Annotated in this window: 17 protein-coding genes and 1 pseudogene; 14 read left to right on the top strand and 4 right to left on the bottom strand. The window is 62.4% G+C overall.

All coding sequences use genetic code 11. From position 1 onward, the window contains the following. The first annotated feature begins 204 nt into the window (after positions 1–204). From LOZ74_RS05625 to LOZ74_RS05560, 14 genes and pseudogenes are all read left to right on the top strand, one after another. Positions 205–531: a hypothetical protein gene (locus LOZ74_RS05625; protein ID WP_173214078.1), complete on the top strand. Its 327-nt coding sequence runs from the start codon at positions 205–207 to the stop codon at positions 529–531. A gap of 26 nt (positions 532–557) precedes the next feature. Continuing rightward, the gene (gene traL / locus LOZ74_RS05620) at positions 558–845 is read left to right on the top strand and encodes a type IV conjugative transfer system protein TraL (protein ID WP_010412623.1); all 288 of its coding nucleotides are present in this window, start codon (positions 558–560) and stop codon (positions 843–845) included. A gap of 12 nt (positions 846–857) precedes the next feature. Then, on the top strand, positions 858–1,427 hold the full coding sequence (locus LOZ74_RS05615; RefSeq protein ID WP_010412621.1) for a type IV conjugative transfer system protein TraE: 570 nt from the start codon (positions 858–860) through the stop codon (positions 1,425–1,427). Continuing rightward, a complete protein-coding gene (locus tag LOZ74_RS05610; protein ID WP_230293240.1) occupies positions 1,424–2,179 on the top strand; it encodes a type-F conjugative transfer system secretin TraK in 756 nt (251 codons plus the stop codon). Before LOZ74_RS05615 ends, LOZ74_RS05610 begins: the two co-directional genes overlap by 4 nt. Continuing rightward, complete coding sequence (locus LOZ74_RS05605; RefSeq protein ID WP_230293239.1) at positions 2,179–3,462, top strand: TraB/VirB10 family protein; 1,284 nt, start codon at positions 2,179–2,181, stop codon at positions 3,460–3,462. The genes LOZ74_RS05610 and LOZ74_RS05605 overlap by 1 nt, the downstream gene beginning before the upstream one ends. After that, positions 3,459–4,337 (top strand): DsbC family protein, encoded by an 879-nt coding sequence (locus LOZ74_RS05600; protein ID WP_011413829.1) that lies wholly within the window; start codon positions 3,459–3,461, stop codon positions 4,335–4,337. Before LOZ74_RS05605 ends, LOZ74_RS05600 begins: the two co-directional genes overlap by 4 nt. Before the next feature lie 44 nt (positions 4,338–4,381). Then, the gene (locus tag LOZ74_RS05595; protein ID WP_011413828.1) at positions 4,382–4,918 is read left to right on the top strand and encodes a hypothetical protein; all 537 of its coding nucleotides are present in this window, start codon (positions 4,382–4,384) and stop codon (positions 4,916–4,918) included. Further along, complete coding sequence (traC, locus tag LOZ74_RS05590; RefSeq protein ID WP_230293237.1) at positions 4,915–7,464, top strand: type IV secretion system protein TraC; 2,550 nt, start codon at positions 4,915–4,917, stop codon at positions 7,462–7,464. Before LOZ74_RS05595 ends, traC begins: the two co-directional genes overlap by 4 nt. After that, positions 7,461–7,868, top strand: coding sequence for a hypothetical protein (locus tag LOZ74_RS05585; RefSeq protein WP_011413826.1), 408 nt, complete (start codon positions 7,461–7,463; stop codon positions 7,866–7,868). Before traC ends, LOZ74_RS05585 begins: the two co-directional genes overlap by 4 nt. After that, on the top strand, positions 7,861–8,241 hold the full coding sequence (locus tag LOZ74_RS05580; RefSeq protein ID WP_041685066.1) for a TrbI F-type domain-containing protein: 381 nt from the start codon (positions 7,861–7,863) through the stop codon (positions 8,239–8,241). Before LOZ74_RS05585 ends, LOZ74_RS05580 begins: the two co-directional genes overlap by 8 nt. Next, positions 8,238–8,744: a S26 family signal peptidase gene (locus LOZ74_RS05575; RefSeq protein WP_007163820.1), complete on the top strand. Its 507-nt coding sequence runs from the start codon at positions 8,238–8,240 to the stop codon at positions 8,742–8,744. The genes LOZ74_RS05580 and LOZ74_RS05575 overlap by 4 nt, the downstream gene beginning before the upstream one ends. Further along, positions 8,744–9,376 carry a type-F conjugative transfer system protein TraW gene (gene traW / locus LOZ74_RS05570; protein ID WP_011413824.1) on the top strand — a complete coding sequence of 211 codons (633 nt, stop codon included), beginning with the start codon at positions 8,744–8,746 and terminating at the stop codon, positions 9,374–9,376. Before LOZ74_RS05575 ends, traW begins: the two co-directional genes overlap by 1 nt. After that, a pseudogene (locus LOZ74_RS05565) lies at positions 9,373–9,672 on the top strand (TraU family protein); the annotation flags it as partial. The gene traW and the pseudogene LOZ74_RS05565, both read left to right, overlap by 4 nt. 62 nt (positions 9,673–9,734) lie before the next feature. After that, a protein-coding gene (locus LOZ74_RS05560) for an IS3 family transposase (protein ID WP_370638831.1) occupies positions 9,735–10,861 on the top strand; the annotation gives its coding sequence in 2 pieces (ribosomal slippage) (positions 9,735–9,975 and positions 9,975–10,861; 1,128 coding nt in all). Here LOZ74_RS05560 and LOZ74_RS05555 read toward each other — a convergent pair. From LOZ74_RS05555 to LOZ74_RS05540, 4 genes are all read right to left on the bottom strand, one after another. Then, entirely contained in the window at positions 10,811–11,185 is a 375-nt protein-coding gene (locus LOZ74_RS05555; protein WP_230293236.1) for a single-stranded DNA-binding protein, read from the bottom strand. The genes LOZ74_RS05560 and LOZ74_RS05555 overlap by 51 nt on opposite strands. Before the next feature lie 655 nt (positions 11,186–11,840). Continuing rightward, positions 11,841–13,517: a UvrD-helicase domain-containing protein gene (locus LOZ74_RS05550; RefSeq protein ID WP_054525568.1), complete on the bottom strand. Its 1,677-nt coding sequence runs from the start codon at positions 13,515–13,517 to the stop codon at positions 11,841–11,843. After that, on the bottom strand, positions 13,514–15,118 hold the full coding sequence (locus tag LOZ74_RS05545) for an ATP-dependent endonuclease (protein WP_230293235.1): 1,605 nt from the start codon (positions 15,116–15,118) through the stop codon (positions 13,514–13,516). Before LOZ74_RS05545 ends, LOZ74_RS05550 begins: the two co-directional genes overlap by 4 nt. Positions 15,119–15,187: 69 nt before the next feature. Then, entirely contained in the window at positions 15,188–15,511 is a 324-nt protein-coding gene (locus LOZ74_RS05540) for an AAA family ATPase (RefSeq protein ID WP_230293234.1), read from the bottom strand. Between the last annotated feature and the right edge of the window lie 160 nt (positions 15,512–15,671).

Here is a 15,671-nt window from a genome sequence, read left to right as displayed (position 1 = left end):
GTATGGGTGGCGCAATGATCGGTATTCTTGGCCGCAATGTCTGCACCGGTCGCGCAAAGCCTGGTCAGATTGCCCAGAATCGACGATTTCTCTTGGTCGGAATGCCGCGTGCGGCAGTTTCCGTTTTCCTACACCCTGCCTTCCAATCGAGGAAAGAACATACAGCGAACGCATCGCTGCCAATGTTCGAAACGGAGTTCCTCGATGAACAATGCAATCACCCTTCCCCGCCCATCCGTTAAAGGCATTCGTGCCCGCGACTATATTCTTCCGGCCGCGATTGCGCTCGCCTGCGCCGGTGCCGCCTATGCCGGTGCCGACACGACCTTTGATCCGGCGCTGCAGAAGTTCACTGACTTCCTCGAAGGTTCGGGCGGCAAGATCATCACCGTCCTCAGCCTTGCCGGCGGTTTGATCGCGCTCGCCTCGGGCCGCTTCGCCCTTGGGCAGGTCGCGGTCCCGGTCGGTGTCGGAATTGGCGTCGGCACAGGCGTGCCGATCGTCACCTCGGTCGTGACCGCAACCATTTGATCGCGGTCTAACGACGGGAGGGCGGCATGGCCGACAGATACCTCGTTCCACGGCGGCTCGACGACCCGGAGCTCATCGGCTTCTGGACCATCGACGAGTTTGCGGGACTGCTCGTCCCCTTCGCGTGGGGCATCCTTTCGCAGCACATCATCATCGGCACCGGCCTATCGGTCATGACCTGGTTCGCCCTTCGAAAGGCGAAGGCATCAGGCGCAGGGTCGAAACTGGTCCATGCTGCCTATTGGTATCTGCCGGGGAGCTTCCTCGGGCTGAAAGCCACGCCGCCCTCCCACTGCCGCCTGCTCGCAGGCTGAGGGAGGACCCAAGTGAAACACGAATTCGCCTATGAGGAAGCGCAGCGTCACCTCAAACAGCGCAACCGCTTCGCCGCGCTGTCAGCCGTGCTGGGCCTTACCAGCCTGCTGGCGGTCGGCGCGGCGGCGACGCGCGAGGAAAGCGTCATTTTGGTGCCTGTCACGACCGAGCGCCTGACGCTCGGGAGCGGCGGTACCGATGCGCACTACCTCGAACTCGTAACCCGCGACACCGCGCTCATGCTGCTCAATCGCGCACCCGAGAGCCTCGACTACTGGATGGAACAGGTCCTCAAGGTGGCAGATCCGTCAGCGCACGGGAGCCTCAAGGCCGAGCTCGTCAAGATCGTCGACGAGCAGCGCGGTTCGGACATCAGCCAGGCCTTCGTCATCTCGCGGATGGAGGTCGACGCGCAGGCGCTCACCGCTGTCGTCACCGGCACGCTCAAGACCTTCGTCGGTGCGCAGGTGATCGCAAGCCAAGAGCGCAGCTTCGAATTCAGCTGGAACCGCCGCGGCCTCAGTCTCGGCCTCACCGGCTTCCGCCAGCTCCCAACCGAAAACGAGGAGGAGAACCCATGACACTCCTATCCCGCCCCTTCCCCGCCGCGCTGACCAGCGTTGCACTGGCAATCGCCACGGCCGCCTACGCTTCACCGGCACATGCCGACCAGTTCGTCGAGGCCGCTGATGGCGCCGCGATCGACTGCGTGCTCGCACGCGGCGCGCTGACCCGTATCGCCCTCATCGAGGACGGTTTCGCCAATGTCTCGAAGATGGCGAGCGGTTTTCCCTACAACGATTTCGAGGTGACCCACGAGCCGGTGCGCGGCGACATCTATGTCTCGGTGCCGCTGCAATATGCGAGCGCAAGGGTCAGCTTCTTCGCGACGAGCAGCGCGGGCTATGTCTACAAGTTCACCTGCCGCGTCGAAGGCGAGGAAGCGAGCCAGCTCTTCGTCACCAATCCCGCGCTCGCCAAATCCCAGGCGAGTGAATGGGAAGGCGCAGCAGTGACGCGCGACGAGGCCGCGATCCGGCTGATCGAAGCGATGGCCAGCGATGGGGTCCTGCCGGGCTTCCGCGCCCGTGCCGAACTTTCGCGACCACGCCACACCGACAGCCTCGAAGTGCAGCAGGTCGCGGAATACGAAGGCGCCGAACTGATCGGCCAAGCCTTTACTCTACGCAATCTTGGCTCGGCGCCCGTCGACCTTGCCGGTGAGCGCGAGGCGCCGGCCGGGGCGCTGGCCTTTGCCTATGGCCGAGACAGCCTCGAGCCCGGCGAGAGCACGCAAGCCTTCCTTGTCTTTACCAAGGGAGGGCTCGAATAATGGCCGATCCCGACACAAGCTATACGCCCGCGGCAGCGCCCAAGGACGAGACGCGCGGCGAAGCCCGGCGCGATCTCAACCGCACGGTCGCGCAGCGCCAGAAGCTGCTGCTTGCCGGGATCGGCGGCGTGGCGCTCATCGCCGGTTCGATGTTCATCTTCGGCGGCGAGGATGAAGCGAGCGCCGACGGCGCGGGCGCAACCACGATCGAGACCGGCGCGCTGGTCAATCGCAATCTCTCGCAGCGCGAATTCGTCGCCACTTACGGCAACCGCCTCGATGCGCAGGGCAAGGCGATCAAGGACCTGCAGGAGACCCAGCTTCCCAGGGCTTCGATCGAGCAGGAGCTCGAAACGCTGCGGGGCGAGAACGCGCGGATGATCAACGACGGTCAGGCGGCGATCGATGCGATCTCGGCCGAGAACGCCGCCTTGCGCTCGGAACTCGAGACGGTGCGCGCCAATCCCCCAGTTACGCCGGTTCCCTCAGCCGATCCGCGGGCTCCGGGCTTCCCTCCCGGAGCGCTCGAGCCACCCAGCGAACCCAAGGCAAGCCTGCTGAGTTTCTCATCCGACAAGCCGGGCGCCGCCAAGACCAAGGCAATCGAAAGCGCGCCGACGCTGCTGCTCGAGGCAAGCCGCGATTACCTGCCGCCCAACAGCTATGCACCTGCCACCGTGATCGTCGGGGTCGACGCCTCGACGGGCGTTACCAGCCAGAGCGATCCGCTGCCCGTGGTGCTGCGTATCACCGGTCCGGCGCGCTCGGTGCTGCAGGGCAACAAGCTTCTCACCACCGATCTCACCGGCTGCCTCGTCAACGGCGCGGCGCGCGGCGATCTCTCGGCCGAGAAGGTTTACGTCAAGCTTGTGCGCATGACCTGTGCGCAACCGGGCGGACGCTTTGCGGTGAGCGAGGTCAAGGGGTTCATCGCCTTTGCCGGCAAGTCGGGCGTTCGCGGCAATGTCGTCAGCCGCGAAGGCAGCCTCGTCAGCCAGGCGCTGCTCGCCGGGATCGTCGGCGGGTTCGGACGCGGCTTCTCGGCCAATGCCAACGGCATCTTTGCGCAGCCTGTCGGCAGCGACGGCAGGCGCGACGCGCTCTCGCCGACCGACATTCTCGCAGGCGGCCTCGGCCAGGGCGCGGGCGAAGCCGCCGACACGGTCAGCAAATACCTCATCGAACGCGCAGAACAGTACCAACCCGTCGTCGAGATGCCGACCGGCATCGCAGTCGAGATCGTCTTTCTCGACGGCGTCCATGTCAGGAGCACACCCCAATGAACTACTCGAACCAGCGGCCCGGCCTCAAGGCGCGCGCCGCGCACATATCGCTCGCCGCCGCCAGCGCAGCAGCCCTCCTTACAAGCGGTGTCGCGGTAGTGACCGCCATGCCGGCGCAGGCCGCGATCACGCAGAATGTGGTTGAAGCGCTCAAGCTTCGTCTGCCCAAGACACCGATCGACGCGCTCGATTGCAAGACATTCGCGCCGTGGTGCGAGGTCGTCTCGGGAGAGACGCTGTTCTACATCGACGAAGCGGCACGCTACCTCTTCGTCGGGCGGCTCTACGACATGGAGGAGCGGCGCGACGTAACCGCCGCGCGCCTGCTTGAACTCAATCCCGACCTGCTCGCCGCCGGCGCAGCCCGCGCTGCCGGCGAGGACACTGCCGGTCGGCACGACGTTGCAGAACCCCGCGACAGGCGGGCCGCGACGCATGTCGATCTCAAAGTCTTGCCCGCAGTAGGCGCGATCCTGTGGGGCAATCCCAAGGGGCCGAAGCTGGTTGTCTTCTCGGATTTCCAGTGCGGCTACTGCAAGCGGCTCACCGGCGAACTCGAGAAGGCAGGCGTCCTTGTCGAGGAGCGGCCGATCTCGATCTTCGGCGCATCGAGCCGCCGCATGTCCGAGGCGGTGCTGTGCGCCGCCGATCCGGTCGGGGCGCTCCATGCCGCCTACACCGGCAAGCACCTCGAACCGCGCGCTGCCTGCAAGAAAGCAGCTGCGCTCGATGCCAACGAAGCCTTTGCACAGGCCAACGGCTTTGCCGGAACCCCGGTGATCGTCAGAGCGCGCGACGGTGCGGTGCTGCACGGCTACCGCGATGCAAAGACACTGCGCGCATTTGCCAATGCCAAGACCGGATTGAAGCAATGAGCGGCCGTGTGACCCGTGTCGGAGCGACGGCAACCCTCTCCTTGATGATCGCCAGCTGCGCGACGCTTGGCGGCAACGTCAAGGGCGACTTTTCCTGCCGCGCGCCGGAGGGAAGCTGCGCGCCAACCTCGATGATCGACGATGCCGCCACCCGCGCTTCACAGGCAGAACGGTCCGGTCATGCCTCTGCGCGAGCGCACGGGGTCGGTGATCGCGAATTGCGGATCGTCGTTGCGGGCTACCGCGACGAGGCGGGCCGCATCCACGAGGCCCGGGTCGTTCATGTCGTGCTGCCCGATCGCGCTGCCGAGCGCTGGCGCGCGCCGCGTTCGACCGGCGACGTTCTGCGCGCACTGGCGCGCCCGGCTGAAGCGGAAGGCCCGCCGCCCGCCGCCGCAGAAGCACGTCCATTCCAGCATTCCAATCCCTCCCCCCAGCAGCCTCCCGATGTCCTGGTCATCCCCTCACAGGATCTGACGGAGCTGCCCGGTGCCAAAGCGCCGGACCCCGGGGCACCTGGTCGTTCCCCCTCCCCCGGCCAGGTGCCCCACCCTGTTCTGCCCGAAGGAGAGCCCAAGTGAACCTCTCGCTATCCTCTGCGCGCGACGCGCTCCTCGCTGGCCTGTTCGGCGATGCGAAGAAAGCCGACCATGCGCAGCCGCGTTTCGCGCTCGACATGCTGTCGGACTGGCTTCCGTACCGCATCTATGACGAGGGCCCGGGGCTCTACCGGAACGCGCACTCGAAGGGCTTCATTCTCGAAGTCACCCCGCTCATCGGCGCCGATGAGCGCACCGGTGAAATCCTCGGGCAGTTCTTCTCCGAGAGCCTGCCGCAAGGCGCCTGTTTGCAGGTGCTGAACTTCGCGTCTCCGCGCATCGGCGCCATCGTCGGCCCCTGGTTCGCGCCGCGCTACGAGCAGGGCGGGATCTACGAAGCGATCGCGAAGGCCCGCACCAACCGGCTCTACGATCTCGTCTGGAAGTCGGGCTCGGCACACGCGCCGTTTCATGCGCGCCATGTGCGTCTCGTGCTGTCGCTGGGCGTTCCGGTGCCCGGAAACGTGACCGATGCAGAACTCACCGAATGCCGCGACGGGATGGCGGGGATGCTGAACTCGCTCGGCCTTGCATCGAACAGGCTCGAGCCCGCAGGCCTGCTCGCACTGGTCGACGAACTCACCTCGCCGACGACAGCGCGCGAACCCGATCTCACCCACTGGAACCGCGAGGACACGCTCGACGCGCAGGCCATCCGCCGCGATATCGAACTCGAGGTCGAGGACGACCGGCTTATCTTGCGCACCGAGCGCTTCCGCGAGACCGGGCGCTCGCGAGATGGCGTGCCTCAGGTAGGTGAATGCTATCCCGACCGCTTCGATGTGCGCCATTACGGCGTGCGCTCTACCCCTGAGCGCTGGGCACCGTGGGAATGCGCGCGGCTCATCGGCGACATGTTTACTGACAAGCTGCGCTTTCCCTGTCCCGCCGCGACAATGCTGTGCCTGCACTATCCCGACCAGGAGGCCGCCTCGGCGCGCGCCGGCTACAAGTTCATGCGCACCACCAGCCTTTCGGAAACGAAGAGCGCGCGCTTCCTCCCTAGGCTTGGCGAGCAATCGGCCGAATGGAGACACGTCCAGGCCGAACTCCAGGCGGGCAAGAAGCTCGTCAAGCTGTTCTATGGTCTCACCACGATCTCGCCGCTCGGCGAAGGCGATGCGCATGAGCGCACGGTCAAGGCGATCTACAAGGCGGCCGGATGGGACCTTGCCGACGAGCGCTTCCTCCAGCTCCAGGGCCTCGTCGCGGCATTCCCGTTGAGCCTCGCCGATGGTCTGGTCCACGACCTTGCGCGGCTCAAACGCTTCCGGACCATGCTCTCGACCACCGCGGCCAATATCGCCCCCCTGCAGGGCGAGTATCTCGGCGGGACGATCCCGCACCTGCTGCTCCTCGGACGGCGCGGCCAGCCCTTCTTCTGGTCGCCCTTCGAGAACGCGGCGGGCAACCACAACATCGCGATCTGCGGAAAGTCGGGCTCGGGCAAGTCGGTGCTGCTGCAGGAGCTGTGCGCCGCGCTGCGCGGCGCGGGCGCCAAGGTCGTGGTGATCGACGACGGACGCAGTTTTGAGCATTCGGTCAAGTTACAGGGCGGCCGCTTCGTCGAGTTCACGCTCGCCTCGGGATTCTCGCTCAACCCCTTCTCGATGGTCGACGATGCGCGCGCGCATGAAGACGAGGATTACCGGCTCGACTGCTTCGCCATGATCAAGGCCATCGTTGGCCAGATGGCGCGGCCAAGCGCCGCGCCTTCGGACACGGAGCGCGGGCTGATCGACCGCGCGGTGACGCAGGTGTGGGAAGCGCTCGGCAGCGGCGGGGCGATCGACGACGTCGCGCATGCGCTCCATCAGAGCGAGAACGAGGCGGGCAAGGATCTCGCCACAGCGATCGCGCCCTTCTGCCGCGGTGGCAGCTATGCCGGGTTCTTCTCGGGGAAAGCGAGTTTCGCGCTCGAAGACGATTTCACCGTCTTCGAGATGAGCGACCTCGCGTCCCGCGAGGAGCTTCGAAGCGTTGTCCTCTCGGCAATCATGTTCATGACCGGTCAGGCGATGACGCGCTCGTCGCGCTCGACCAAGAAGCTGCTGCTGATCGACGAGGCCTGGGCGATGCTCAAGGGCGGTTCGATGGGCGAGTTCGTCGAGACCTATGCCCGCACCGCGCGCAAATATGGCGGCGCGCTTGCGACCGCGACCCAGTCCTTGAACGACTACTACAAGTCCGATGGTGCGCGCGCCGCGCTCGAAAACAGCGACTGGATGCTGGTGCTCCAACAGAAGCCCGAGACCATCGCCGATTTCCGCAAGGAGGCCCGGCTCGACATGGACGACCGGACCGAGACGCTGATCCGCAGCCTCAAGCGCTCGGGCACCGAGTACAGCGAGATCTACCTCAAAGGTCCCGAGATGGAAGCCGTTGGACGCCTGGTGCTCGACCCACTCTCGGCAACCATCTTCTCCTCCGATCCTGACACCTATGCCGCGATCCGCCGCCATGTCGAAAACGGCATGCCGCTCGAGCGCGCAGTCGCGCTGGTCGCAGGTGTGGAAGGAGGCGCATGATGGTGCTCGAGACCACCACGCTCATAGATCGCGTGCCGCTTCCGTCAGTCAGACAAGCCCGCGACAAGCACCGTGTGATCGACTGGCTGGCGCTGTCCCAGGGCACCTGCCTGGTGCTGATCGAAACGGCAAGCTTCGCGGCGAGCACGCTGCTGCTGGTCCTCGGCCTGCCGCTGTTCGTGTTCCTTCTCATCGCTGGATGGGACCTGACGGCGCTGTTCGCGCAGATCGGCAATCTTGCCGACCATTACCGCACCGCTGAACCGGTCGCGCGCCGCTTCTTTGCCCAGGACCTCCAGATCGCATTCCTCATCGCAGCCGGCGGCCTCGCCCTGCTGCGATTGCCGGCTTTCCTGCGCCGCCTCGATCGCCGCCTCGCCGAAGGATCTCCCCGCCATGGATAGACTGAACCTCCCACTTAGCCAGCTGGGCCCGAAACTCCTCGCCGTAGCCTTGCTCGTTGCCGCGCTCCTGTGGGGTGCGTGGATTACGCAGCAGGTCACCAGCTCGCCAGAGCAGCGGATCGTCACGGTCCGGCTCGCCGAGACCATCGGGACATTCGTCGAGGAAGCCGCGCGCGCCGATGCCGATCCGGCGGTCGTCCAGGCGGCTAGCCTTGCCTACCTCAAGGCCGCCGAAAGCGCCGTTGCCGACATGGGCCATGACGGCCGCGTGGTGCTGGTTGCCGAGGCCGTGCTCGCGGGCGCTGCCGAAGACGCAACCTCCGAACTCGAGCAGCGCATCGCGGACAAGCTCGCAGGGGAGATCCAGCCATGAGCCTGCCCCGCTCGATCCGCCGTTCGCTGCTGCTCTCGGGGCTGGTCCTGCTGCCGCTCGCCTGGGCGCCGCTCGATGCCTTCAGCAAGGACCACGCTTTCCTCATCAATGCGAGCCCGAGCCTGCCAAACTGGGCGTTCTGGCTCGACAAGCGCGCGCCGATCGAACGCGGCAGCCTGATCTTCTTTGAGCCGCCGCAAAGCGAACTCGTCGAAAGGCATTTCGGAAAGGAACCGCAGATGTTCGGCAAGCACGTGCTTGGCATGCCGGGCGATGTCGTGCGCCACGAGGGCGATGCGGTCTTCATCGACGGAAAGCAGGTCGCGAGCCTGCTCGAGGTCACCCGCCTTGGCGTGCCGCTCACGCGCGGTCCCGAAGGCGCAATACCGGAAGGTTGCTACTACACCGGAACCGACCATCCACGCGGGCTAGACAGCCGCTACGGGGAAATCGGCTTCGTCTGCCGCGGGCAGATCCTCGGCAGCGGGAGGGCAATCCTGTGATGCGCTCTTTCCTTCCGATTGGCGCGCTTCTCCTCGCCATGCTCCCTGCCAGCCTGCAGGCACGAGACTACGGCCAGCGCGGCGCGGTCTTCCCTGTGATCGAGCGCGACCTGCTCGAACAGATTCATACGCGCCTCGCGCAGATGGAAAAGTCGGGCGAGACCGCGCGGCTCAACGAGGAACTCAAGCGTCGCACGATCGCACGCGTCAACCGACCCGATCCGGTTGCCGGCCTCATTCGCGCAAGCGCAAGCCGCAGCTGGGCGTTCGATCCGACAATCGCGCTTGCTGCCGATATCCGGGGCGCAAAAGGCGAGCTGATCCATGCCGCCGGAACCCGGGTCAATCCGCTCGACAGCGTCAAGCTGCGCTCCGACCTCCTGTTTCTCGACGGCGACGACCCTGCGCAGATCGCCTGGGCGCTGAGGCAGGACGCCAATGCCAAGCTGATCCTCGTGAAAGGCGCACCGCTCGAGCTGATGAAGGCCCGTCAACGCCGCTTCTATTTCGACCAGGGCGGCAAGCTGACGCAAAAATTCGGTATCAAGGCTGTTCCCGCGCGGGTGCGCCAGAACGGGCGCTTCCTCGAAGTCAGCGAGATTGCGCTGCCGCGCCGGAAGGCACAGCCATGACCGGAATCCGCGCCTTCCTCGTGCTTTTCACGGCGATGCTGTCGCTGGTCTTCGCATCACCCGCTTCGGCCGATGCCGGTCCGGGCAAGTGCACCGGGCAATTCGTCAATCCGATCACCGACATCTGCTGGTCGTGCCTGTTCCCGATCTCGATCGGCGGGCTCGAAATCTGGCCGAGCAATCGTCCCGATCCGGACAACCCCGATTTCCCGCTGTGCCTGTGCGGTCTTCGGCCCGGCATCGCGATGGGGTTCTGGGAGCCGGTCCGGCTCGCCGATGTCAGCATGAAGCCTTGGACTTGTAACGGTTTTGCGCCGGTCACCTGAGCGATTTAAGCTCGCAAGAGGAGACCGTCGAGATGATGAAGCATTCAGAAGAGTTCAAGCAGGAGGCGGTGCGGATTGCGCTGACCAGCGGGTTGTCGCGCGAACGGGTCGCAGCGGATTTAGGGATCGGCAAATCGACGCTCGGCAAATGGATTGCACGATATCGGCCGGGAGAATTGGTGGCCGCGCCGCAGGCTGATCTGGCGCGGGAGAATGAACGGCTTCGCCTGGAGAACCGCGTGCTGCGGGAGGAGAGGGAAGTGCTAAAAAAGGCCACGCAGTTCTTCGCGAGCCAAAAGCCGTGAGGTTCGCTTTCGTGCACAGCTGGCGGCACCGTTGGCCAGTGGAATTGATGTGCCGTGTCCTGCAGATCAGCGAGCGCGGCTATCGGTCTTGGCGCTCGCGTCCGATCAGCCGGCGGGAACGAACGGATATGAAGGTGCTGGCGCATATCCGCGAGCAGTACAGCCTGAGCTTGGGCAGCTATGGCCGCCCCCGGATGACAATGGAATTGAAGGAGGCCGGCCTCGATGTCGGCGAGCGCCGGGTAGGACGGTTGATGCGGATCAACGCCATCAAGCCGGTTCGTACCCGCAAGCACAAGGTCACGACCGACAGCCATCATCGCCTGGGTGTCGCCGCGAACTGGCTTGATGGCGACTTCGTCGCCGATAAACCCAACCGTAAATGGGCTGGCGACATTACCTATGTGTGGACGCAGGAAGGCTGGCTCTACCTTGCCGTCATCCTCGATCTGCACAGCCGCCGCGTTGTGGGCTGGGCGGTCAGTGATCGGATGAAGAAGGATCTGGCGATCCGGGCGCTGGACATGGCGGTGCGGCTGCGCAATCCGCCGCTAGGCTGCTTTTTCCATTCCGATCGCGGCAGCCAATATTGCTCGTATGATTATCAGAAGAAACTGCAGGCCTATGGCTTGCGACCATCGATGAGCGACAAAGGAAACTGCTACGACAATTCCGCTGTCGAGACATTCTTCAAATCGCTGAAGGCAGAGCTGATCTGGCGGCAGAACTGGCCAACGCGGCGCCAGGCTGAAGCCGCGATCTTCCAATACATCAACGGGTTCTACAACACCCGTAGACGCCATTCATATCTGGGCGGCATCAGCCCGCTCGCGTTCGAAGCCAAGGTGGCATAGTGAAATAGGTGACCGGCACAAAACCGTTACAAGTCCACCCTTGTCCTCCCACTGGGTGTAGTGGATGCGGCCCTGAACACTGACCAGCTGGCCCTTGGAACAGTACTGGCCGACGGTCTTGGCGAGGCCGTTGAAGCAGGTAACCCGGTGGAACTCGCTTTCCTTGGCGGTGTAGCCGTTCTCGTCCTTGTAGGTCTTGCCGTCCTTGTCCCGCGCAGGGCGATCGGTGACGACAGTGATCCCGGTGACATTGGTGCCGCCCTTGGTCTCGCGGGTGTCGGGATCGCGGGCGATGCGGCCGGTAATGATGGCGATATTGGTCATGATGGTAGTCCTTCAGTTCCTTAAACCGGAGACCATCTCCGGCTTGCGAACATCCAGAAGAAGCAGGGCATGGGAGGACTGCACCGCAGGGGCAAAGCTCCAAGGGAAACCTGTTCATGACGGGTGGTGCGGGCAGGCAGCGCAGCTGCCAACACGGCCGGAAAGGAACGGGTTGCCGTCCTCAGCTGACCTGGTTCAGGACTGTTCGCGACTAAAGCCGGATGGGTATCGGGTGTGGGTCTGCAGGCTCACTTGACCTTTCCTGCAATCAGCTAACGCCATCGCCCTCCGATGCCTCCAGGAGATCCATGAAGTTGCAGGCTGCTTCTCGGTCTTGCTCGTTCTCGAACGCCACATCGAGATCGGGGGCTGACCCGAACATGTGCAGGAACGATCACAGGGCAAAGTGCTCAGCGGCAGCGTAATTTGAGGCAGATAAGTCCGTACTGCGCCCTCTAGGTAGCCTTTCGACATGGCTCGCATCGTCCTTAAAAGTGGTCGTCCGTCGGGCCGATGGACCGCAGTGCAGGAGCAGGATCAAAACGCCGTCGCTGCTGGTGAATCGGAAGTCGCGGTTGGCACGCGCATCGCTGCATAGTTGAACGATGACCTGGGGCTCGTACTAGCGGCCTGTCCAACATGCGCTGCCACTTGATCACATGGCTACCGCGCTGGCCCCGAAAAGCGCCTCGATTTTGGCCTGGGCCCCAACCCCGAGGTCAGCCACAATCAGCTTGTCTTTGGCGCGCGAGCAACAAACATAGAAGAGGTGGCGGGTTCTCCGCTCCCGGCTTTCGCTGGTGTCGGTTCCTGCCAGCAGCTTGCCAAACGAGTATTGGTTCCAGTTCGCGCCAGCGTCATCCAAAACCACGATCACGTTCTGAAATTCATCGCCTTTCACGCCGTGTTTGGTTGAGAACGGCATGCTGTTTTCCAGCACGGCGCGGTAACGACTGACTTCCAGATAGGGCACCGCCAGAAGAAGATCCAGAAAGGCCTGATGCGCTGCCTCGGGCGATCCTGCCTCGGCAGCCACCACAGGGCCTGCCACGGCCGCTTCCAAGTCATCAAGGAGTGTGACCAATTGCGCTGCCCGCAGATGCATTAAGATTGCTTCAATCGTTCCTCCGGCATCAATTAGTTTGATGAGGTCATCTAGGGCCGCCTTCACTCGCGCCTTCTCGGCTGCCCCCGCGATCGGGATCGGGCGTTCCTTCAATGAACTGATAGCGCGCCCCACCCGCCCTTCACGCCAAGCAGTAATAAATGGCTCGACTTTTTTAAGGAAGAAGGCTGCAATCGGGTCTTCGCCGCTCTGAAACTTATCTTGCGTAAAGCTTCCCCGACTGGCGAAGGCTGCCAATAGATCGGCATATCCGGCCTTGCGGGCGATAAGGCGGTGAGTGAGGAATAGAACCTTCAACTCGCCCTGTACACTCCAGCCGAAGACATCCTGCGCTTTCTGGACGGCGAGTTCGGCAATGTCCGCGTCCGGAGCCGTGCCGGTGAGACTGACATACACCGCGCCCCCCGGTAAATTGGCACCCGCTGGCTCCTGCTGAATGTCAGTTCGGACCTTGTTGAGAACGTCGATCACCGCCTTGGAGCACCGATAGTTCTCCTCCTTCTTGATTTGAACCAGCTGTGCCTGCTGATCGGCCGACAATTCGCCGACCCCTCCCGAATAGATGTTCTGCATCTTGTCGCCAAAGAAACCGATCAGCGGGGGATGCTCTGTCTTAAGAAGATGATCCAACAGGGCGGAGACAACCAGCGGATCAGTGTCCTGGTATTCGTCTACAAATATGAACGGGAATCGAGCGGCGACCACTTTCGATAAAAGCGGATGGTCGTGGAACATAATGTGAGCCACGCCCAAAAGGTCGTCGTGAAAAATTCGGCCTTCCAAGAAGTTTGCGCCGCGATCGGAGTAGGCGATCGTCGGTACCGTCTTTAAAGCTTCTGCCAATTCCTCCTGATCTTGCTTTCTGCGGCTGCTTGCAGGCAACCGGTCATTGAACGCAAGAAGGGCGGGCCTCAGCTCTTTCTGAAAGTTTTTGATCGAGGCCCATAAGAAGTCGTGGATCGTTGAGACCACAAACAAGGGGTCGTGCTCTGTACGCTCGATGATCTCATTCTTTGCTACATTCGTGAAAGTAATGCAGGCCACACGCTGGCCTTCCCCGATAACGCTCGAACGGTCCGGTCCTCGAATGAAATCAAGAGCGCGAATGAGGGACGATGTTTTGCCCGAGCCCGCCCCGGCGTCGATCAGGAAGCTCTGTCGCGTGTGCAGACAATCCAGGATTTTTTCGTCCGCTTCCGTCATCATTTTGCGGGATGCTCGGCCAGCCATTGGAGGCCTTGTTGAATATAGAGGGGAATCTCCCAGCCTGGTGCGCCCATCAGATCGAGGGCGAAATCGACCTTCCCGAGCTTGCCGCTCAACTCCCACGCTTGTGCTGTCAGGCCTGCGTCTATCGCTTTCTTGACGGCAGCCTTAGTCGTGCTGAGCTTGGCATGATTGTCAGTCAGCCAAGTGATGTTGGCGTAGATGAATGCTTCCTCGAATGAACGACCACAATGCCCGTCCTGGGTGACCTGATAGGCAACCCGAATGCAGCCTTGCGTCTTGGCCGCATTATCGCAGGCTTGCAATTCTTCGACGGTTTCCTTCTCGGGGATCCATTTGCGGAGACAGGCGTTGCTAGTGCTTTTCCCCGTCGCGACCGGGCATTTTTTTCCTCCGTCATCGACCGAGTCCAGGTCGGTAATGATCAGGCTCGGAATGCCAAGAAAGTCGATGATCGGCTTAAACTTATGGGCGTGCCCCCCGCCCACCTCAGAAATGCTGACATACTGACTTCCGAGCGTCTCGCAGCCAGCCACCTTGGCTTGCTCCTCAATCATCATTGGGAGCAGCAGCCGCTCGACCTGGCCTTCCACGAAGATGGCCTTGTCCGCGAAAAACAGATCGCAATGAGTCAGTCGAACATAGCGGCGCAGGAAGTCGAGAAGGTCGGGGTTGTGTGGTGGCAGCGGTAGCTGCGAAAGGTCCTGCATGACGACCTGACGGCCAACCCTGCGGAAATAGCGCACGGGCTCGAACTCAGAATGAGCGATCATGTGGGACGAGTGTGTGGAGAGCAGAACTTGTGCTGTCGTCCCTCCGTCCGTTTCCAAAACCTTCGAAATCTCGCTGATGGAAACCGTCTGCATCTGCGGGTGCAGGTGCGCCTCGGGTTCTTCAATCGCGATTATATGAACGCGCGGCTTGTCGCCCATCGTCGCGTCGATCGCAGCGCGGAAGGACTCCAGCTGCAGGACAATGTAAATCAGGTTTTTGTAGCCGAGCCCGTTATATTTTTCGGGCAGCTCGAACTCCTCCATTACTCCTTCTTTTTCGGCGTGTTCGCTGGCATAATATATTCGCGCATTGTCACGGTAAATTGTTTCTGCGCTCAGTTCAGCACGTACCCTCAGGTCCGGCGCTTTTTGGCCTGGCGGATAGCCAAAACTCTGAAGGCGCTTCGTCAAACGGCCAAAGGCTTTGCCGTACATCCCCGTAAGGTCGCCTGCGCTCGCCGTGAGTGCATCTTCGATCGCTTGATAACCGGCAGCGTCATCGACCCGATAGAAGCGTTCGTAATGATCGTGGAGAAGTTTTGAGAGCTTCGCGGACCGGCTTCCCTCATCGTCATCGACGTGCCGCTGAGCGGGCACGATGTCGATGCGCAGTAGGGATTTCAGCAAATTGCCGTCTTCGAGTTGTTCCACTTCTTTGCCGTCAGGGGACACTTTGAAGAAAACGCGTTTGAAATGATCTCTGAACGTCTCTTTCAGATAGTCGCACAGCGAGACGTCTTTGCGAGGCCTGGCCCCAAACTCGTCGAGAAGCTTTTTCGCGTTCTCCAGTCGATAGTCGATCCGCATGCGCACTCTGCTTGTGCCAGGCGTAAGGTCCATCAAAAGCTTGGTGGCTGCAACGAGGTCGGCGGGATCTTAGCCATAGGAAAAGGTCAGATCGAGCCGCATACGCGGTATAAGCCGCCTAAGCAGCTCAATCTTCTTTTCTGGATCAGCTTCAGCCGCAACCTTTCGCTCGATCCGCTTCAGGTCCCGGTGGCGAAGCTGAGAGAGGTCGTGGAAGGAGATTTTAGGAGCCTCGGCTCCTTGCCCGATAAACAGCCGGAGAGCCTCCATTACTGAGGTTTTCCCGCTATTGTTCGGCCCCACCAAAATGGTCGTCGTTTTGTCCTGGGCGAGATCGATTGAGAGTCGGCGCAGCAACCTGAAGTTTCGGATCTTAATGTTCTCAAGGCGCATGCGGTCATTATCTCAAATGGCTCGAAGATCTCGAAGATGACTGTAGGGCCATCCTGACACAAGGGGGAAGTAGTTTGCTATCGAATTGAACCGGAATCGCCTGTCACTCGATCCCGGGTGGCTTGATGAATTCCGTGATCAGCCGGCGAGCGCGGTGCAC

This window comes from Croceicoccus sp. Ery5, assembly GCF_020985325.1.
Lineage (GTDB): Bacteria > Pseudomonadota > Alphaproteobacteria > Sphingomonadales > Sphingomonadaceae > Croceicoccus.
The sequence above is the reverse complement of the archived record's forward strand: the minus strand, read 5'-3'. Positions and strand labels throughout refer to the sequence as shown.